The organism is Mycobacterium sp. GA-1285, from assembly GCF_001499905.1.
Lineage (GTDB): Bacteria > Actinomycetota > Actinomycetes > Mycobacteriales > Mycobacteriaceae > Mycobacterium.
On the sequence record NZ_LQIS01000054.1, the window covers coordinates 168,070 to 190,910 of the forward strand.

At 67.0% G+C, this 22,841-nt stretch carries 1 protein-coding gene; it reads left to right on the plus strand.

What is annotated here, in order from left to right; genetic code table 11:
• Positions 1–6: 6 nt before the first annotated feature.
• Positions 7–22,841 (plus strand): non-ribosomal peptide synthase/polyketide synthase (locus AU193_RS21650; RefSeq protein ID WP_156425323.1); only part of this gene is annotated, 22,835 nt, incomplete at its 3' end.

A 22,841-nucleotide genomic window follows, 5' to 3' on the forward strand; every position in this document is an offset into this window, starting at 1 on the left:
AGACCAGTGGATAAAAAGGGGGCGCTTCAGCTTGCGCGCCAGCAGCCGACGGATGGCGGCCGGGTACTGCCGCTGACCCGCGGGCAGCTGGACATATGGCTTGCGCAGGAAACGGGCGCCTCGGGTATCGAGTGGCAGCTCGGTCTATTCGTGAGGGTCGACGGCCCGCTTGACCGGGATGCCCTGCAATGGGCGATTCGGCGGGCGGTGGGTGAAGCCGAACCCGGTCGGGCTGCCTTTTTCGAAGAGAACGGCCAGGTATTCCAAACGGCAATCGATTATCCAGATGTCGAGCTGCCTTTCCATGACCTGACTCGGGCGAGCGATCCTGTGCAGGAAGCTCGGAACATCGCCTTATCGATTCAATGCACTCCAATGCCGTTGAACGGGCGACTATTCAACTTCGCCCTTTTCCAGACGCGACGCGACCAATATTACTTGTTCGCGTCCTGCCACCATATTGTCGCGGACGGTTCGGGCCTCGTTCTGGTCGGCCATCGCGTCGCATCTGTTTACTCGGCCATCGTTGCTGGCGCGCCGGTCCCTCCCTCGGTCTTCGGCTCGCTACAGGACTTGGTTGACTGCGAGTTGCAGTACGAAACGTCTGACGAATACCGCGAAGACGAGGCCTACTGGACCCAGAACCTCCCCGCGGACAGCGGAACGACCTACCGGTTGCCGCAGGTACTGGACGTACCTGATCCGAAGTTGCCTTCCGCGCCCATTCCATTGGATCCGATACTCCTTCGCCGAGTCGACGAGGTATCTGACAGTCTGAACGTACCCCGATCGTCGGTCATGACGGCGGCGTGCGCCCTTATGGTGTCCGCATGGCGCGCCGACACCTCGGAGATAGTGCTTGATTTCCCGGTCAACAGGCGAGTCAGTCCCGAGCTGAAAACGCTCCCGGGCATGGTCACTGGGATCGTGCCGTTGGTGTTGAGCGTTTCGCCGGGCTCGACGGTTGCCGACTTCTGCCGGCATGTCAACAAACGGATACGAGAAGCCCTGCAACATCAAAGGTTTCCCGTGCACGCACTCGAGCGCAAGGCGCGCCACGGCGGCCCCGCACAGTCGGTCGACCGAGTGAGTGTTAACTTCCTTCCTTCATTGTTCAATCTGTCTTTCGGCGGCGTCCCGGCATTCGCGTCCTTTACCAATCCGGGTCCTGTCGGAGGCGGTTTCGGGCTGATTTTCTTCAGCCAGGGCGACCAGGTCTCTCTCAGTACGATGGGCACCGGCCAGCCATTCTCAAACTTCGGGGTTGCCGAACTGGTGACCCGTTTGCAGCAAGTGTTGACGCTGATGACCGTCAATCCGAGGCGGCCACTCTCGTCGATCCAGCTGCTTACCGGGGATGATCACGCTGCGCTTGATGCGTGGGGTAATCGGGCGCTGTTAGCGCAACCGGCGCAGTCATCGGTGTCGATTCCGGCCATGTTCGCGCAACAGGTGGCATGCGCCCCAGACGCGAGGGCGATCACTTGCGGGGGCCGCGAATGGACCTACCGTCAATTAGATGACGCGGCTAACCGGTTGGCGCATCTGCTGATTGCTCAGGGGGCGGGTCCGGGCCAGTGTGTGGCACTGATGTTTTCCCGGTCGGCCGAAGCGATCGTGACAATCCTGGCGGTATTGAAGACGGGCGCTGCATATTTGCCTATCGATCCGGCGCACCCGGCGCCTCGAGTCGACTTCATGGTTGCCGACGCCGCGCCGATGGTCGCGATCACTACCTCGCAGCATGTCGAACGATTGACGGGCTCAGATCTGCCAGTCATCGATTTCGAAGACCCCCGGATCGCTAACTATCCCTGCACCGACATACCGGCACCTGCCCCGGATGACATTGCCTACATCATCTACACCTCGGGCACTACCGGAACCCCCAAGGGCGTGGCAGTTACTCACCAGAACGTCACGCAGTTGATCGCGTCGTTGCAGCCTGATCTGGTGGGGCCAGGACAGGTTTGGTCGCAATGGCATTCGTATGCCTTTGACATCTCTGGCTGGGAGATCTTCAGCGCCCTTCTGCACGGCGGGCGGCTGGTGGTGGTGCCTGAACTCGTCGCCGACTCTTCTGAAGACTTCAACGCTTTGTTGGTGACTGAAGAGGTTACTGTCCTGTGCCAAACCCCTTCGGCTTTGGGGATGTTGTCACCCGAGATTTTGGAATCGGTCACCGTGTTGGTGGGTGGAGAGGCTTGCCCCGCCGAGGTCGTGAACCGGTGGGCGCCCGGCCGGGTGTTGATAAACGAATACGGTCCGACCGAGGCGACGATGTGGGTGGCGCTGAGTGCGCCGATGAGTGCGGATTGCGACGCGGCCCCCATCAGTCCTCCAGTGCCAGGCGCGGCCTTCTTCGTATTGAACAACTGGATGCAGCCGGTGCCTGCCGGGGTGGTCGGTGAGTTGTACCTGGCTGGCCCTCAGCTCGCGTGCGGGTACGTACGCCGAGCCGGATTGACCGCATCGCGGTTTGTGTCATGTCCCTTCGGCGGTTCCGGGCAGCGGATGTATCGCACCGGAGATCTGGTGTATTGGGGCACCGACGGACAACTGCGATATCTGGGACGCGCCGATGAGCAGATCAAGATCCGCGGTTACCGTATCGAGCTCGGCGAAATCCAGACGGCGCTGGCCGGGCTGGCCGGAGTGGAGCAGGCGGTCGTGATAGTCCGCGAGGATCGCCCCGGCGACAAACGACTAGTGGGCTACGTCACGGGAACGCCGGATCCCGCTGGATTGCGCGCTGCCCTGGCCGAGCGGCTGCCGACGTATATGGTTCCGGCCGCCGTGGTGGTGATCGACGCTTTTCCGCTGACAGTCAACGGCAAACTAGACAAGCGCGCCTTGCCTGCTCCGGAGTACCTGGATGCCGATCACTACCGCGCACCGACCACCCTCACCGAGGAGATTCTGACCGGGATCTTCTCTCAGATACTCGGAATCGAGCGCGTTGGGATTGACGACTCGTTCTTCGACATGGGCGGGGACTCGCTTTCTGCGATGCGCGTCGTAGCCGCGGTCAACACCAGCCTGGATGCCGGGCTTTCGGTGCGCACCCTGTTTGAGGCGCCGACGGTGGCCCAGTTGGCGCCTCGAATCGGTGGCGACGCGAACCGGCGGAAGCCGCTGGTGGCTGGAGAGCGTCCCGCGGTGGTGCCACTGTCCTTCGCGCAGAACCGGTTGTGGTTCCTCAACGAGTTCGAGGGCGGCATCGCGACCTACAACATCCCGACCGCGTTCCGGATCAGCGGCGAGGTCGATGTCGACGCGCTGGCTTGCGCCCTCGACGACGTCATCGCGCGCCACGAGTCACTGCGCACCGTCTTCCCCGACACCGACGGCGTGCCCTATCAGAGCGTGTTGCCCGCCCAGCCGGGCATGTGGCGGCGCGGCGCGGCGGTGGTGTCGTTGCGCGAAAAGGACGTGGCCGGCGAGTTGGCCGCGCTGGCCCGGCACCGGTTCGATCTGGCGTCGGAAGTCCCGATCCGCGCCCAGATCTTTTCGGTGGGACCCGACCAGCATGTGGTGGGAATTGTGGTGCACCACATCGCTTTCGACGGCTGGTCGTTGGCGCCGATGGTTCGCGACGTGGGCGAGGCGTACAGCGCACGTCGGCAGGGTCACGCGCCTGGTTGGGCGCCGTTGGCCGTGCAGTACGTCGATTACACGTTGTGGCAACAGGATTGGTTGGGCTCGCAGTCCGATCCCGGCAGCGTGATCTCTTCGCAGCTGCAGTACTGGCGGCAGGAGTTGGCCGATTTGCCGGAGGTGGTGACGCTGCCGCCGGATCGCGCCAGGCCGCCGGTTGCCAGTTACCGCGGAGACGAGGTGGAGCTGCGCATCGACCCGCAGGCGTGGGCCGGGGTCAAGCAGCTGGCCGCGGCGCACAACGCCACGGTATCGATGGTGCTGCAGGCGGTGATGGCGCTGGTGTTGAACCGGGCCGGAGCTGGAGAAGACGTGGCGATGGGAACGCCGATCGCCGGCCGGTCGGAGCAGGCGCTCGATGATCTTGTCGGGTTCTTCGTCAACACCTGGGTGTTGCGGGTGGGCATCAACTCCGCCCGCCGGTTCAGTGACGTGCTCGCCGAGGTGAGGCAGAAGGCGCTCGACGCCTACAGCAACCAGGACGTTCCGTTCGAATTGCTCGTCGAACAACTCAACCCGGCGCGCTCGACGTCCCACAATCCGCTGTTCCAGGTGCTGATGGTGTTCCAGAACAACGTACGCCCCGAGGCGTTGACTCTGGACCAGGTCACAATCGATCAGCTGCCGATCGCCACGAAAACGGCCAGATTCGACCTGGATATCGAACTCGGCGAGGTGCCCACCGACGACCCGGTGGCGCCGATGGCCGCCGGCGTGGTGCTGTACGCGACGGACCTGTACGAGCGGGCCACTATCGAGCGCCTGATCACCTGGTTCGGCCGGGCACTCGAGGCCGTCGTAGCCGACGCGTCGGTGTTGGTGGGCGAGGTGCCGCTGCTGGACCACGCGGAGCGGGATCTCGTGCTGTCGGAATGGTCCGGCACCGGAGTGACCGCACCGGTGGGAGTAGCCCCGCAACTGTTGGCCGCCGCGGTGGGCGCCGCCCCCGACGCACCGGCAGTGGTCGACGGTGCGCGGAAACTGTCCTATCGGGAACTCGACGAGCGGTCGACGCGGCTGGCGCGCGTGCTGATCGCGGCAGGCGTAGGTCCCGAGCGCGCGGTCGGCGTGGCGATGGACCGGTCGGCGGAGTTGGTCGTGACGTGGTGGGCCCTGATGAAGGCCGGCGGCGCCTACGTGCCGATCGACCGGACTCATCCGGTCGAACGCATATCCACCGTGCTCGACGCGGTTGATGCACTGTGCGTGCTGACCGAGGACGCCGATAGCATCGCCGGGGCCGGGACGCGCCCAGTCCTGCGCGTCGGTGACCTGGAACTTTCCGGAACGTCTGCGGATCCGATCACCAACATTGATCGGCTGGGTCCGCTGACCGTGGACACGACTGCACATGTGATTTTCACCTCGGGTTCCACCGGCACTCCCAAGGGCGTTTCGGTCAGCCACGCCGGCCTGCAGGGTGTGGCCGCCCTGCACGGCGTCATCGGATTGGGACCGGACACGCGTCTCCTCATGGTGGCCGCCCCGACCTTCGACGTGTCCGTGGGCGAGATGCTGCTGGCCGTTGGGGCGAGGGCAGCCCTGGTGGTGGCGCCCTCCGACGGATACGCGGGCGAGGCGCTCACCAACCTGCTCGAGCGTCAGCATGTCACCGCGGCGTCGCTCACTCCTACGGTGTTGTCGACGGTGGATCGCAGCCGGTTGGACAAGCTCGACACGCTGATCACCACCGGTGAGGCCTGTCCGACCGAGCTGGCGACGGCCTGGGCGCGCGATCGGCGGATGTTCAACGCTTACGGCCCCACCGAGACGACTATCTGGGCAACCTGCAGCGCGGCGCTGCAGCCTGGTCAGCCGGTGGGTATCGGCCTTCCAATTCCCGGTGTCGCCGCGCTGGTGCTCGACGAGCGACTGAACCCGGCGCCCGTCGGGGTGGTGGGCGAGCTGTACCTGGCCGGCCCCGCGCTGGCGCACGGCTACGTGGGCCGGCCGGAATTGACGGCTGACCGATTCACTGCCAATCCCTACGGTGGGGTCGGCGCTCGCATGTATCGCACCGGTGACCGCGTTCGCTGGACCCGGGGCGGTGTCCTCGATTACCTCGGCCGCGCCGATACGCAGATCAAACTGCGTGGTCAGCGTATCGAACTCGGCGAGATCGAGAACACCCTCTTGGCGTGCCCCGAGATCACCCAGGCCATCGCGTCGGTGCATCAGGGCCCCACGGGTGAGCACCTGATCGCGTACGTGACCCTCGACCATGGGACATCCGTCGAGAAGGACGTCGAAACCGTCGAACACTGGCAGTCCGTTTACGACGACGTCTACGGCTCGAACGGTGCTACGCCGGCGTTTGGCGCGGACTTCCGGGGCTGGACCAGCAGCTTCACCGGAGATCCGATTCCTCTCGACGAGATGGAGGAATGGCGATCGGCCACGGTCGCCCGGATCATGGCCCTGCGGCCGCGACGGGTGTTGGAGATCGGCGTCGGGTCCGGACTGGTGTTGGCCGAGGTGGGCCCGCACTGCGAACACTATGTCGCAACGGACATGTCGGCGGTGGCCATTGACAAGCTGGCCCGCTCGCTGGACGAACTACAGGTCCCGTGGCGCGATCAGGTAGAGCTGCTGGCTCGGCCCGCGCACGTCACCGACGGACTGGCGAACGGTTACTTCGACACCGTCATCATCAACTCGGTCGTTCAGTACTTCCCCAGCGCGGCATACCTTTCCGACCTCATCAACAAAGTCATGGACCTGCTGGCCGCCGGCGGGTCGCTGTTCATCGGCGACGTCCGCAACCACAGCCTGCAGGCAGCGTTCCAGACCGCGGTCGCGCTAGCCCACACCGACACCGCTGACACCGACGAGATCCGTGGACGCGTGCAACAGGCCCTGGTGACTGAGCCTGAATTACTGCTGAGCCCTGAGTTTTTCACCACCTGGGCCGCCGAGAACCCCGCGGTGGCCGGAATCCACATCGAAGTCAAGCGCGGCTGGGCCGACAATGAGCTGACCCGATACCGCTACGACGTCACCGTCCATAAAGCGCCCACTCCGGTTCGCTCACTGGCCGCCGCACCCACATGGGCCTGGGCGCAGTGTGACGGACTCCAAGGACTGCAGGACCAACTTGCGGCCGAGAAGCCCGAAGTCCTCCGCATCACCGAGATACCCCGCGCCGCACTGGTCACCGACGTCAGCATCGAAAGCGCTTTGGCTTCCGGCCTTCCCGTCGACGACGCATTCGCCCAAGCCATCGCCGCGACCCCCGATAACGCCACGCCTGAACAACTGCACCGGCTCGGCGAAGCCAATGGATACCACGTCGCCACTACGTGGGGCGCGCGGCCCGGCACCTTCGACGCCGTGTTCATCGCCGTCGCCGGTGGGGCACACCGTCCGGCTCTCACCGACCTCTATCTGCCCACCGCCGGCGCCCAGCTCCGAAGCAGCCATGCCAACGAGCCGCAGACCAACGCCAAGATCAGCGCGGTACGGCAGCGGTTGAGTGACCGGTTGCCGGAATACATGGTGCCGTCGCAGATTCTGGTGCTCGAAGAGTTCCCGTTGACGTCCTCGGGCAAGCTCGACCGCAAAGCGTTGCCCGCGCCGATGTTCGCCGCCACGACGTTCCGCGCGCCGCAGACCGAGACCGAGGAAGTGCTCGCCGCGATCTATGCCGACGTGCTCGGACTGCAGCGGGTCGGAGTCGACGACTCCTTCTTCGACCTCGGTGGGGATTCGCTGCTGGCGATGCGGGTGGTCGCCGCGGTCAACACGGCCCTGAAGGCTCACCTCGACGTCCGCGCCCTCTTCGAGGCGCCGACGGTCGCCCAGTTGGCGTTGCGAATCGGTGTCGCGGGTGGCGGGCTGGACCCGTTGGTGCCGGTGCAGCGGCCCGCTGAGGTGCCGTTGTCGTTTGCGCAGAACCGCTTGTGGTTCATCGACCAGTTGCAAGGACCGTCCCCGATCTACAACATGGCGGTCGCGTTGCGGCTGCAGGGGCGCCTCGATGCCGACGCGTTACGCCAGGCGTTCGGCGACGTACTGGGGCGCCACGAGAGCCTACGCACGCTGTTCGTCGCCCCCAACGGCGTGCCACGACAGTTGGTCGTTCCGGTCGACGATGCCGATTTCGGATGGCAGGTGGTCGATGCCGTGGGCTGGGCGCCGGGCCAACTGGACGACGCGGTAGGCGAAATTGCGCGGTACACGTTTGATCTCTCGTCCGAGATTCCTTTGCGCGCAAAGCTTTTCCGGCTCGGTGAGAGCGAGCACGTGTTGGTTACGGTGGTGCACCACATCGCCGCCGACGGGGTTTCGATCAATCCGCTGATCGGTGATCTGGCGGTCGCATATGCCGGCCGGTCAGAGGGGCATGCGCCGGAATGGGCGCCCTTGCCAGTGCAGTACATCGATTACACGCTGTGGCAGCGCGAGCAGCTCGGCGATCTCGACGATCCCGACAGCCGCATCGCCGCCCAGCTGACCTACTGGGAGCAGGCGCTGGCCGGCATGCCCGAGCAGCTGCAATTGCCCACCGACCGGCCCTACCCGCCGGTTGCCGACTACCGCGGTGCCTCGGTGACGCTGGACTGGCCGGCGGAGCTGCAGCGGCAGATCGCGCGCGTCGCTCATGAACACAACGCGACTACCTTCATGGTCGTCGAGGCCGCCTTGGCGGTGCTGCTCTCCAAGCTCAGCGCCAGCAATGATGTGGCCATCGGGTTCCCGATCGCAGGTCGGCGCGACCCGGCGCTGGAGAGCTTGGTGGGCTTCTTCGTCAACACCTTGGTGCTCCGGGTCGAGGTGGCCGGCGCTTCGACTTTCGCCGAGCTGCTCAGCGACGTCCGCACGCGCAGTCTGGCCGCCTACGAGCATCAGGACGTGCCCTTCGAGGTGCTGGTGGAGCGGCTCAACCCGACCCGGTCGCTGACGCATCATCCGCTGGTCCAGGTGATGCTGGCCTGGCAGAACTTCACCGGCCAAGGCAGTGGCCGGGACCGGCTGGCATTGGGCGATCTGCAAGCCACGCCGATGCCGGCCGAGACTCGGACCGCGCGCACCGACCTGACGTTCGTACTCGGCGAGCAGTGGACCGCTGACGGTGAGCCGGCCGGGATCTCCGGAGAGGTGGAGTTCCGTACCGACGTGTTCGACGCTTCCACTGTCGAGGCGCTGATCGAGCGGTTGCAACGAGTGTTGCTGGCACTGACCACCGACGCGAACCGACGGCTCGGTTGGGTAGATGTGCTCGATGACGCCGAACGCGCTCGCCTGGACGGGTGGGGTAATCGCGGGGCGTTGGCCCGCCCGGCGTCGACGTCGGAGTCGATTCCGGTGTTGTTCGGCCAGCAGGTGGCACGCACGCCGGAGGCGGTGGCGATCAGTTGCGAGGGCCGGTCGTGGACCTACCGCGAGCTGGATGAGGCCTCGACTCGGTTGGCGCACTTACTGGTTGGCCACGGCGTAGGCCCTGGTGAGCGGGTGGCGTTGTTGGCGCCGCGCTCGGGTGAGGCGGTCGTGGCGATGCTGGGGGTGCTCAAGGCCGGGGCGGCGTATCTGGCCATCGACGCCTCGCATCCCGACGCGCGAATCGGGTTCATGCTCGGTGACGCCGCGCCGATCGTCGCCGTGAGCACCGCGCAGCTGAGCGCGCGTCTGGAGGGTCGCGGGCTGGCAGTCATCGAGATCGCCGACTTCGCTGAGCAGACTGCGCCGAACCGCCCGTTGCCCACCCCGGGCGCAGATGACATCGCGTATCTGATCTACACCTCGGGCACCACCGGTGTCCCCAAGGGCGTGGCGGTGCCACATCACAATGTGGTGCGGTTGTTGGACACGTTGACCGCTGAGGTGCCCCCTGCGGGGGTGTGGTCGCAGTGCCATTCGTTGGCGTTCGACTTCTCGGTGTGGGAGATCTGGGGCGCTCTGTTGGGTGGGGGCCGACTGGTGGTGGCCCCGGATGCGGTAGTGCGTTCACCGCAGGAGCTGCACGCGCTGCTGGCGGCCGAGCAGGTCACGGTGTTGAGCCAGACGCCGTCGGCGTTCTACGCGTTACAAGGTGCCGACGCGGCCGCAGAAGCCGGACAGCTGGCGTTGCAGACGGTGGTCTTTGGTGGGGAAGCCCTTGAGCCGGCGCGGCTTTCGGCCTGGCTGGGCCGCCACCGGGTCCTGCCGCGGTTGTTGAACATGTACGGAATCACCGAGACCACGGTGCACGCCTCGCTGCGCGAGATCGTCCAAGCCGATGTCGACTCCACCTCGAGCCCGATCGGCGTGCCGTTGGCGCACCTCGGGTTCTTCGTTCTTGATGGGTGGTTGCGCCCGGTGCCGGCAGGTGTGGTCGGTGAGTTGTATGTCGCTGGTGGCGGCCTGGCGTATGGGTATGTGAACCGGGCGGGGTTGAGCGCGTCGCGGTTTGTCGCGTGCCCGTTCGCCGGTGCGGGTCAGCGCATGTATCGCACGGGGGACTTGGTGCGCTGGGGTGCTGACGGGCAGTTGCAGTATCTGGGGCGTGCTGATGAGCAGGTCAAGATTCGCGGGTATCGCATCGAGCTCGGCGAGATCCAGGCTGCCCTAGCCGCCTGTGACGGGGTTGCGCAGGCAGTGGTGATCGCTCGTGAGGACCGCCCGGGTGATAAGCGGCTGGTCGCCTATGTGACCGGTGCTGCTGAACCCGCCGACGTCCGTGCCCAATTGGGGCAGCGGTTGCCGGTCTACATGGTGCCCGCCGCGGTGGTGACTTTGGACGCCTTGCCGTTGACGGTCAACGGCAAACTCGACAAGCGCGCGCTGCCGGCCCCGGAGTACAGCGACGCCGAGCGCTACCGCGCCCCGGCCACGCTGACCGAGGAGATCCTGGCCGGTATCTACGCCCAGGTCCTCGGCCTCGACCTCGTCAGCGTCGACGACTCCTTCTTCGAACTCGGTGGCGACTCCCTATCGGCAATGCGCGTCATCGCCGCCATCAACAACTCTTTCGATTCCGACCTCGCGGTGCGCGTGCTGTTCGAGGCGCCCACCGTGGCCCAGCTGGTGCACCGGATCGGTGCCGACGGCGGCGGACTCGACCCGCTCCTGCCGATGCAGCGCCCCGCGGTCGTGCCGCTGTCCTTCGCCCAGAACCGGCTGTGGTTCATCGACCAGTTGCAGGGGCCTTCGCCGGTGTACAACATGGCGGTGGCGTTGCGCCTGAGCGGGCGCCTTGACACCCAGGCACTGGGTCAGGCGTTGGCCGATGTGGTGGGTCGCCACGAGAGCCTGCGCACCTTGTTCGTCGCACCCGATGGGCTGCCGCAGCAACTTGTGGTGCCGGTCGAGGAGGCCGATTTCGGTTGGCACGTCGTCGACGCCACCGGATGGCCCGAAGACCGGGTTCGACAGGCCATCGACGCCGCATCGCGTTACACGTTCGACTTGGCAGCCGAAATCCCTCTGCGCGCAAGCCTTTTGCGGGTTGCTGACGATGAGCATGTCCTGGTCGCGGTGGTGCATCACATCGCCGCCGACGGGTGGTCGGTCACCCCGCTGGTCGCGGATCTGGGTGTGGCGTACGCCAGCCGCAGTGCCGGGCAGGCGCCGGGGTGGGACCCGTTGCCGGTGCAGTACGTCGACTACACGATCTGGCAGCGCGAACAGCTGGGGGACATCGACGATCCTCAAAGCCGCATCGCCAAGCAGCTGAGCTATTGGGAGCAGGCGCTGGCCGGGATGCCCGAGCAGCTGCAGTTGCCGACCGATCGGCCCTATCCGCCGGTCGCCGACTACCGCGGCGCCCGCGCGAGGGTGGAGTTCTCGGCCGAGCTGCAGCAGCGGGTCGTACAGCTGGCCTACGCGCACAACACGACAACGTTCATGGTTATGCAGGCCGCCCTGGCGGTGCTGTTGTCCAAACTGAGCGCCAGCAGCGATGTCGGCTTCGGATTCGCGATCGCCGGTCGTGCAGACCCCGCGCTCGACGAGTTGGTGGGTTTCTTCGTCAACACGCTGGTGCTGCGTGTCGAGCTGACCGGAGACCCGACGGTCGCGGAGTTGCTTGGGCAGGTGCGCGCGCGCAGCCTGGCAGCCTACGAGCACCAGGATGTTCCGTTCGAGGTGCTGGTCGAGCGGCTCACCACCACACGGTCGCTGACCCATTCGCCGCTGGTGCAGGTTCTTTTGGCCTGGCAGAACTTCGCCGGGCAGGACAGTGACCACATCGGGCTTGCCTTGGGCGATCTGGATGTCGCGCCGCTTCCGGTGGACACGCGCACTGCCCGCATGGATCTGACGTTCTCGCTGGGCGAGCACTGGAACGAGGACGGTGCTCGCGCCGGGATCCGCGGCGATGTCGAGTATCGCACTGATGTGTTCGACGCTGCCACCATCGAGGCACTGATCGAGCGGCTGGAGCGGGTGGTGGTGGCGATGACCGCCGAGCCCGATCAGCGGTTGTCGGCGGTGGATGTGCTCGACGAAGCCGAGCACGCCCAAGTGGACGCATGGGGTCACCGCGCGGCGCTGGCGAAACCAGCCGCCGCGCAGTCGATTCCGGCCGTGTTCGCCGAGCAGGTGGCTCGCACGCCGGAGGCGGTGGCGCTGGGCGATGGGCAACGCTGGTGGACGTATCGGGAGCTCGACGAGGCCACCAATCGGCTGGCCCATCTGTTGGCCGCCCACGGCGCCGCCCCTGGCAGGTGCGTGGCGCTGCTGGTGCCACGCTCGGCTGGGGCGATCGTGTCGATCCTCGCGGTGCTGAAGACGGGTGCGGCGTACCTGCCGATCGATCCGGCGCTGCCGACGGCGCGGATCGAATTCATGGTTGCCGATGCCGCACCGGTCGCTGCGATCACGACGACGGGTTCAGCCGATCGGCTCGACGGCTTGGGCGTGCGGATCGTGGATATGGATGACGCCCGCATCCAAGATTCGCCGGCCACTGCGTTGCCGGTGCCGGCACCCGATGACATCGCGTACGTCATTTACACATCAGGGACGACCGGTGTCCCCAAGGGTGTGGCCGTTGCGCATCGCAACGTGACGCAGTTCGTGACGGCGGCCAATGCTGAGGTGGCGGCTCGGCGGGTGTGGTCGCAGTGGCACTCGTTGGCATTCGATGTCTCGGTGTGGGAGATCTTCGGAGCGTTGTTGCAGGGCGCGCGGCTGATCGTAGTGCCCGAACAGGTGGCCGGATCACCCGAGGATCTGCATGCCTTGCTGGTCGCCGAAGGTGTCGAGGTGCTGTGTCAGACCCCGTCGGCGGCCGCGATGCTGTCGGCGGAGGGATTGGCCGCGACGACGTTGATGGTGGCAGGCGAGGCCTGCCCGACCGAGTTGGTCGACCGGTGGGCGCCGGGGCGGACGATGATCAACGCCTACGGCCCGACCGAGGCCACGGTGTACGCGGCAATGAGCACGCCACTGCAAGCGGGTTCCGATGTCGCGCCGATCGGCTCGCCGGTGTCGGGTGCGGCGCTGTTCGTGCTCGACGCGGGGTTGCGCCCGGTTGCCCCGGGTGTGGTCGGTGAGCTGTACATCGCCGGTGCCGGTGTGGCCGTGGGGTATTGGCTGCGCGGCGGACTTACAGCGTCGCGGTTCGTGGCGTGTCCGTTCGGTCGCCCGGGGGATCGGATGTATCGCACCGGTGATCTGGTGCGCTGGGACGCCGAGGGTCAGCTGGTGTATCTGGGCCGCGCCGACGAGCAGGTCAAGATCCGCGGTTTCCGCATCGAGCTGGGTGAGGTGCAGGCGGCGCTGGCCGCAGTCGATGGGGTTGCGCAGGCGGTGGTGGTCGCTCGCGAGGACCGTCCCGGCGACAAGCGCCTCGTCGGCTACATCACCGGCACGGCCGATCCGGTCGCGGCGCGCGTGGCGCTGGGACAGAAGTTGCCGGCCTATATGGTGCCCGCCGCGGTGGTCGTGATCGACGCGCTGCCGCTGACGGCGAACGGCAAACTCGACAAACGTGCACTGCCGGCACCGCAGTACTCCGACGCCGACCGTTATCGCGCACCGAGCACCCCGACCGAAGAAATCTTGGCCGGCATTTATGCCCAGGTGCTCGGGCTCGAGCGCGTCGGCGTGGACGACTCGTTCTTCGACCTCGGTGGGGATTCGCTGTCGGCGATGAGGGTGATCGCCGCGATCAACTCGGGCTTGGATGCCGGGTTGTCGGTGCGCGCCCTGTTCGAGGCGCCCACAGTCGCTGAGTTGGCCCCGCGCGTGGGCGTCGAAGGCACCGGACTCGAGCCGTTGGTGGCGGTGGAACGTCCCGCGGTGGTGCCGTTGTCGTTTGCTCAGAATCGGTTGTGGTTCGTCGACCAGTTGCAGGGGCCGTCGGCGATCTACAACATGGCCGTGGCGTTGCGGCTCGACGGTCGCCTCGATGCCGAGGCGCTGGGCCAGGCGCTGGCCGACGTGGCGGGCCGGCACGAAAGCCTGCGCACCCTGTTCGTGGCGGCCGACGGGGTCCCGCAGCAGTTCGTGGTCCCTGTCGAGCGAGCCGACTTGGGCTGGGACGTCGTCGACGCCATGGGATGGCCAGAAGCCGAACTACGTGAGGCGATCGACGCGGTGGTGCGCCGCCCGTTCGACCTTGCAGCCGAAATTCCCTTGCGCGCAAAGCTTTTCCAGGTTGGAGCAGACGTTCATGTGCTGGTTGCGGTGGTGCACCACATCGCCGCCGACGGCTGGTCTGTGACGCCACTGGTGGCCGACCTCGGCGCGGCGTATGCCAGCCGGTCTGCCGGCCAAGCCCCGGGTTGGGATCCGTTGCCGGTGCAGTACGTCGACTACACGCTGTGGCAACGCGCTCAACTCGGTGATCTGGACGACCCCGACAGCCGCGTCGCCGGGCAGCTGGCTTACTGGGAGCAGGCGCTGGCCGAAATGCCCGAGCGGTTGCAGTTGCCCACCGATCGGCCCTACCCGGTGGTGGCCGACTACCGCGGAGCGTCGGTGTCCTTCGAGTGGTCAGCAGAACTGCAGCAGCAGATTTCGCGGATCGCTCGCCAGCACGACGCGACGACCTTCATGGTGATCCAGGCCGCCCTTGCATTACTGCTGTCCAAGCTCAGTGCCAGCAACGATGTGGCGTTCGGCTTCGCCATCGCCGGGCGTAACGACCCGGCGCTCGACGGCCTGGTGGGCTTCTTCGTCAACACGCTGGTGCTGCGGATCGAGGTGGCCGGCGATCCCAGTGTCGCCGAGCTGCTCAGCGATGTGCGCGCGCGCAGCCTGGCCGCCTACGAGCATCAGGACGTGCCCTTCGAGGTGCTGGTGGAGCGGCTCAACCCGACCCGCAGCCTGGCCCATCACCCGCTGGTCCAGGTGATGCTGGCCTGGCAGAACCTGGCCGGGCAGGACATCGAACACCCCGGGCTGACCCTCGGGGACCTCGACGTCACCCCGTTACCCGCCGAAACCCGTACCGCGCGTATGGATTTGACGTTCTCCATGGCCGAGCGGTTCAGCGAACAGGGCGAGCCCACCGGCATCACCGGGACCGTCGAGTTCCGCACCGACGTGTTCGACGCTTCCAGTGTCGAGGCGCTGATCGAGCGGTTGCAGCGGGTGGTGGTGGCGATGGCTGCTGATCCGTTGCGGGCGTTGTCATCGGTGGATGTGGTTAACCCGGTTGAGTTGGCGCGGCTGGATGAGTTGGGTCATCGGGCGGTGTTGGGGTCGTCGGTGGGTGTGCCGATGTCGATTCCGGAGTTGTTCGCGATGCAGGTCGCGCGGACGCCGGAGGCGGTGGCGCTTTGTGGTGGGGGCCGGTCGTGGACCTACCGCGAGCTGGATGAGGCCTCTAATCGGTTGGCGCACATGCTGGTTGGTCGTGATGTCCGCCCGGGTGAGTGTGTGGCGTTGTTGTTGCCGCGGTCGGCGCAGGCGGTGGTCGCGATCTTGGGAGTGCTCAAGGCCGGGGCGGCGTATATGGCGATTGATCCGATGCATCCGGATGCGCGGATCGGGTTCATGCTTGCTGATACAGCGCCGGTGGTGGCGTTGAGTACCGCTGAGTTGGCGCCGCGCTTGGGTGGTGCGGTGGCGGTGATCGATATCAACGATCCGGGCATCGACGCACAGCCGTCCAGCGCGTTGGCGGCGCCGGCGCCCGATGATTCGGCCTATGTCATTTACACCTCGGGTACGACGGGTGTGCCCAAGGGAGTGGTGGTCGCCCATCGGGTGGTGACGCAGTTACTGGGTGCGTTGCCGGCGCATCTACCGGTTTCGGGCGTGTGGTCGCAGTGGCATTCATTGGGCTTCGACGTTTCGGTGCAGGAGATCTTCGGGGCGTTGCTCAACGGGGCCCGGTTGGTGGTGGTCCCCGATGAGGTGGTGCGGTCGCCGCAGGATTTCCACGCGTTGTTGATCGCCGAGGGTGTGACGGTGCTCAGTCAAACGCCCTCGGCGTTGGCGGTGCTCTCGCCGCAGGGCCTAGATGCGGTGCGGTTGTTGATCACGGGTGGTGAGGCGTGTCCACCCGAATTGGTGGAGCGTTGGGCGCCGGATCGGGTGATGATCAATGTCTGTGGGCCGACGGAGACGTCGGTGTTCGCGGCGATCAGTGCGCCGCTGGCGCCGGGGGCCGAAGTGGTGCCGATCGGCACCCCGGTGCCCGGTGCGGCGTTATTCGTGTTGGACCAGTGGTTGCGGCCGGTGCCTGTCGGGGTCGTCGGTGAGTTGTATGTGGCCGGCCGGCTGGGCTCCGGGTATGTGCGTCGGGCATCGTTGACCGCGTCGCGGTTTGTGGCCTGCCCGTTCGGGGGTCCCGGCCAGCGGATGTATCGCTCCGGGGACTTGGTGCGTTGGGGTGCTGACGGCCAGTTGGTGCATCTGGGGCGTGCTGATGAGCAGGTCAAGATCCGCGGTTACCGTATCGAGCTCGGTGAGGTAGCCGCCGCGATCGCCGACTGCGATGGCGTAGACCAGGCGGTGGTGATCGCGCGGGAGGATTCCCCCGGCGAGAAGCGGTTGGTGGGGTATGTCACCGGGGCCACCGACCCCGCCGTCGTGCGTGAGCAACTCGGGCAGAGGTTGCCCGCTTATATGGTGCCCGCGGCGGTGGTGGTGCTCGAGGTGTTGCCGTTGACCGCGAACGGCAAGCTGGACCGGCGGGCATTGCCGGCCCCGGAGTACGCCGATGTGGATCATTACCGGGCGCCCAGTACCCCGACCGAGGAAATCCTGGCCGGCATCTTCGCCCAGGTCCTGGGTGTGAGACGGGTCGGAGTCGACGATTCCTTCTTCGACCTCGGCGGCGACTCGCTGTCGGCGATGCGCGTCATCGCGGCCATCAACGCCGGTATGGATGCCGCGCTTTCGGTGCGCGCGCTTTTTGAGGCGCCGACGGTGGCGCAGTTGGCGCCGCGTATCGGTGCCGGCGGTGCTGTGCTCGAGCCGCTGGTGAGCGCGCCGCGCCCGGCGATAGTGCCGTTGTCGTTCGCCCAGCAGCGGTTGTGGTTCATCGACCAGCTCCAAGGCCCCTCGGCGATCTACAACATTGCCGTGGCGTTGCGCATGAGCGGTCACCTCGACACCCGCGCACTGGGCCAGGCGCTGACCGACGTGGTCGCCCGCCACGAAAGCCTGCGCACCCTGTTCACCGCACCTGAGGGCATTCCTCAGCAGCTGGTGGTGCCCGCCGAGGAGTCCGATTTCGGCTGGCAGGTCATCGACGCCGGCGGGTGGTCCGAGGGCCGGCTCGACGAGGCGATCGACTCCGCTGTCCGTCGTCCGTTCGACCTGGCTACCGAAATCCCGCTGCGCGCAAGCCTTTTCCGAATCACTGACGATCACCACGTGTTGGTGGCGGTGGTGCACCATATCGCCGCCGACGGGTGGTCGATCAAGCCGTTGGTCGCGGACATCGGCGTCGCGTACGCCAGCCGGTCCGCCGGGCAGGCTCCGGGTTGGGAGCCGTTGCCGGTGCAGTACGTCGACTACACGCTGTGGCAGCGCGACCAACTCGGCGACATCGACGACCCCGACAGCCGCATCGCCGCGCAGCTCGCCTACTGGGAACAGGCGCTGGCCGGCATGCCCGAGCAGCTGCAGCTGCCCACCGACCGGCCCTACCCGCCCGTCGCCGACTACCGCGGCGCCCGTGTGCCCGTGCAATGGCCGGCGGAGCTGCAGCAGCAAGTCGCCCGGGTGGCGCGTGTGCACAACGCGACCAGCTTCATGGTGATGCAGGCCGCGTTGGCGGTGCTGCTGTCGAAGATCAGCGCGAGCAGCGACGTCGCGGTGGGCTTCGCGATCGCCGGGCGGGGCGACACCGCGCTCGACAACCTGGTCGGCTTCTTCGTCAACACCCTGGTGCTGCGGGTCGAGGTGTCCGGCGACCCGACCGTCGAGGAGCTGCTCGGCGACGTGCGCGGCCGCAGTCTGGCTGCCTACGAACACCTCGACGTGCCGTTCGAGGTACTGGTCGAGCGGCTCAACCCGACCCGGTCGATGACGCACTCCCCGCTGGTGCAGGTGATGCTGGCCTGGCAGAACTTCGCCGGGCAGGCGAGTGATCCCGCCGAGATCGCCCTCGGTGATCTGGACGTCGCGCCGCTGCCGGTGGACACCCGCACCGCCCGCATGGACCTGACGTTCTCGCTGGGCGAGTACTGGAGCGAGGACGGCGACCCGGCCGGGATCCGCGGCGAGGTGGAATACCGCACCGACGTGTTCGACCCGGCCAGCATCGAGGCGCTGATCGAGCGACTGGAGCGGGTGGTGACCGCGATGACCGCCGAGCCCGCACGGCGGCTCTCCACGATAGATCTGCTCGACGACGCAGAGCGCGCCCGCCTCGACGAGATCGGTAACCGCGCAGCGCTGACCCAGCCGACAACCGCTTCGGCGTCGATTCCGGCGGTGTTCGCCGAGCAGGTGCGACGCGCGCCGGAAGCGGTGGCGATCAGTTGCGGGACGCAGTCGTGGACCTACCGCGAGGTCGAGGAGGCAGCCGATCGGTTGGCTCACCTGTTGACGGGACAGGGCGTCGGTCCGGGCGAGTGCGTGGCGCTGTTGTTGCCGCGGTCGGCCGAGATGATCGTCGCGATCCTGGCGGTGCTCAAAACCGGGGCTGCCTATCTGCCCATCGACCCGGCACTGCCCGCGGCGCGGATGGAGTTCATGGTCGCCGATGCTGCACCGATCGTCGCCGTCACGAATAGCGAGCTCGCCGAGCGGCTGGCCGGCGGCGACCTGCCGGTCGTCGACATCGACGACCCGCGCATCGACACTTACCCGGCCGGCGCAGCGTTGCCCACCCCGGACGCCGACGACATCGCCTACCTGATCTACACCTCCGGAACCACCGGCGTGCCCAAGGGCGTGGCCGCCACCCACCGCAACGTCATCCAACTGCTCGAGCAACTGCATCGATACCTGCCGGTGACCGGCGTGTGGACGCAGTGCCACACGTACGGGTTCGACACCTCGGTCTGGGAGACGTGGTCGCCGCTGCTGCACGGCGGCCGGGTGGTTGTGGTGCCCGACTCGGTGACCCGTTCGCCCGAGGACTTCGAGGCTCTCCTGGTGGCCGAACAGGTCAGCGTCCTCACCCAGACCCCCTCGGCGGTCGGGGTGTTGTCGCCGGAGAGTCTGGGTTCGCTGGCGTTGGTGGTGGCCGGTGAGGCCTGCCCACCCGAACTGGTCGACCGGTGGGCGCCGGGCCGGACGATGATCAACGCCTACGGCCCGACCGAGACGACGATGGTCGTGATGCTCAGCGCGCCGCTGACGCCGGGTTCCTGGGTGGTGCCCATCGGTGCGCCGGTGCCGACGGCGGCGTTGTTCGTGCTCGACAGCGCGATGCGCCCGGTGCCGCCCGGCGTGGTCGGTGAGTTGTACGTGGCCGGTCGCGGGCTGGCGTGCGGGTACGTGCGCCGGTCGGGGTTGACCGCGTCGCGGTTCGTGGCCTGTCCGTTCGGCGGACCGGGCGAGCGGATGTACCGCACCGGCGATCTGGTGTGTTGGGGCGCCGACGGCCAGCTGCAGTATCTCGGGCGTGCCGACGAGCAGGTCAAGATTCGCGGCTACCGCATCGAGCTCGGCGAGGTGCAGGCGGCGCTGGCGGCCTGCGACGGAGTGCAGCAGGCGGTGGTGGTCGCCCGTGCCGACGGCCCCGGCGACAAGCGCCTGGTGGGATACATCACCGGGACGGCCGACCCGGCCGAGACCCGCGCGACGCTGGCCGGGCGGTTACCGGCGTACATGGTGCCAACTGCGGTGGTGCTGCTGCCCGCGCTGCCGCTGACGCCGAACGGCAAACTCGACACCCGGGCCCTGCCCGCCCCGGTGTACCAGGACGTCGATCGTTACCGCGCCCCCGGCAATGCGGTCGAGGAACTCCTGGCCGCCATCTATGGGGAGGTGCTCGGGCTGGAGCGGGTCGGCGTCGACGACTCGTTCTTCGAACTCGGCGGTGACAGCATCCTGTCGATGCAGGTGGTGGCTCGGGCCCGCGCCACCGGACTGCGGTGCCGCCCGCGCGACCTGTTCGTCGAACAGACCGTGGCTCGGTTGGCCCGGGTGGTTCGGGTGGCGGACGGCGAGGCCGGCGAGGTCGACGAGGGCGTCGGACCGGTGGCCGCTACTCCGATCATGAGGTGGCTGGAAGCTGTCGACGGCCCGGTCGGCGAGTTCAACCAGACGATGGTGGCGCAGGCCCCCGCGGGCGTGAAAAGGGCCGACGTGCTCGCGGTGTTGCAGGCGTTGCTCGACCGCCATGCCATGCTGCGGCTGCGCGTCGACGATGACGGTGCTGGCGGCTGGGCGCTACACGTGCCTGAAGCCGGCTCGGTTGCCGCGGATGAATGCCTGCTGACGGTCGACGCGTTGAGCGAGCAAGCGCTGCTGGAAGCGCGGTCACGGTTGAACCCGGCCGCCGGGGTGATGGTGAGCGCGGTGTGGGCCGGTTCGACCGGCCAGCTCGCGCTGATCGTCCACCACCTCGCGGTCGACGGGGTTTCGTGGCGAATCCTGTTGGAAGACTTGAACATCGCGTGGGCGCAGCACCACGGCGGCCAACCGATCGCCCTGCCGGCGAACGGGACGTCGTTCGCCCGCTGGTCCACCCTCTTGGCGGAGCACGCGCGGCAGCCGGAGGTCGTCGGCCAAGCCGACACTTGGCGGCTGGTGGCGTCGACGCCGGGGGTGTTGCCGTCATTGCAACCGGCGCTGGACACGTTCGCGACGGCCGGGCGGTTGTCGACCGAACTTGACGTCGAAACGACTCGGATGCTGCTCGGCGAGGTTCCCGCGGCGTTTCATGCCGGTGTACAGGACATCTTGCTGATTGCATTCGGTCTGGCGGTCGCTGAGCTGGCGGCCGCCCGGGCGCCGATCTGCATCGACGTCGAGGGCCACGGGCGTGACGAGGACCTTGCCGACGACGTCGACCTGACGCGCACGGTGGGGTGGTTCACGACGAAGTACCCGGTGGCGTTGAGTGTGGGGGGGCTGGATTGGGCGCAGGTGGCCGCCGGTGAACCTGCGCTGGGTGCGGTGGTCAAAGACGTTAAGGAACAGCTGCGCGCATTGCCGGACGGCTCGACCTACGGTCTGCTGCGTTACCTGAACCCCGATGTCGAGCTGAGCGGGCCAGACCCGGCGATCGGCTTCAACTACCTGGGCCGGGTGGGCGCGGCCGGTGCCCAGCTTTCCGAGGACATGTGGCGGATCAGCCAAGACGGCCTGTCGATGGCCGGCTCCGTCGCGGCCATCCCCATGCCGCTCGCCCACACCGTGGAACTCAACGCCGGCACCGCCGAAACCGATAGCGGCCCACAGCTGCACGCCAACTGGTCGTGGGCGTCTTCGGTGGTCGATCACGATCAGGTGGAGCGGCTGAGCCGGTTGTGGGCCGAAGCGCTGGCCGGAATCTGCGCGCATGTGCGTGCTGGTGGGGGTGGGTTGACACCGTCGGATCTCAAGCCGGTCCGGCTGACCCAGCAGCAGGTCGACCAGCTGCAGCAGCGATACCCCGTCGCCGACGTGCTGCCGTTGACCCCCCTGCAACAGGGCCTGCTGTTCCACGCCGGCACCGCCGAGAGCAGCGACGACCTGTACGCGGTTCAGCTGAACATCACCGTGACCGGCGCGCTCGATCCGCAGCGACTGCAGGCCGCGGTGCAGGCGGTCGTCGACCGGCACCCGCATCTCGCGGCGCGGTTCTATGCGGAGTTCGACGAGCCGGTGCAGGTCATCGTGTCCGACCCGGTCGTGCCATGGCAGTACATGGACCTCACTACCGAGAACCACGAGCCCGACGTCGACGCGCAGTTGCAGAGCGTATGTGCGGCCGAACGCGCCGCGGTCTGCGATCTCGCGGGCCAGTCCGCCTTCCGGGCGGCGCTGCTCCGGGTCGCGGCGGATCGGCACCGGTTCGTGCTGACCAACCACCACATCGTCATCGATGGCTGGTCGCTGCCGATTCTGTTGGGGGAGATCATCGCCGGTTATTACGGGCAACCGCTGGCTGCGCCGGTGTCGTATCGCCGGTTTGTGAGCTGGCTGGCTGATCGTGACCTGGATGCGGCGCGCGCGGCGTGGGCTCAGGTGTTGGCCGGGTTTGATACTCCGACGTTGGTGGCCGGGCCGGGCCGGGTGGCGTTGGGGCGGCGCGCGGTGGTCTCCCAGCGGGTGGGTGAGCAGACCACGGCGGCGTTGGGGGAGTTGGCGCGGTCGCAGCAGACCACGTTGAGCACGGTGTTGCAGGGTGCTTTTGTGCAGGTGTTGTGTGAGTTGACTGGTCAGCATGATGTGGCCTTTGGCACTGCGGTTTCGGGGCGTCCGGCTGAGGTGGCTGGCGCCGAGTCGATGGTGGGTCTGTTGATCAATACGGTGCCGGTGCGCGCGACGCTGACCGCGGCGACGACGATCGCGGGGTTGTTGGAGCAGCTGCAAAGCGCCCATAACCTGACCCTGGAGCATCAGCATCTGGCGCTAAGCGAGATTCACCGCCTCACCGGCCAAGATCAACTGTTTGACACGTTGTTCGTTTATGAGAACTATCCGGTCGATACCGCCGCGGTGGCCGGTGAGCACGAGTTGGCGGTCACCGAGGTCGCGGTTCGCGAGTACAACCACTACCCGTTGACGGTGGCGGTCGCGCCGGGCCCGCAGTTGGGTCTTCGGGTCGAATACGACACCGATGTGTTTGATGTGGCCGGTGTTGAGGTGTTGGTGCAGCGGTTGCAGCGGGTGTTGGTGGCGATGACGGTTGATCCGTTGCG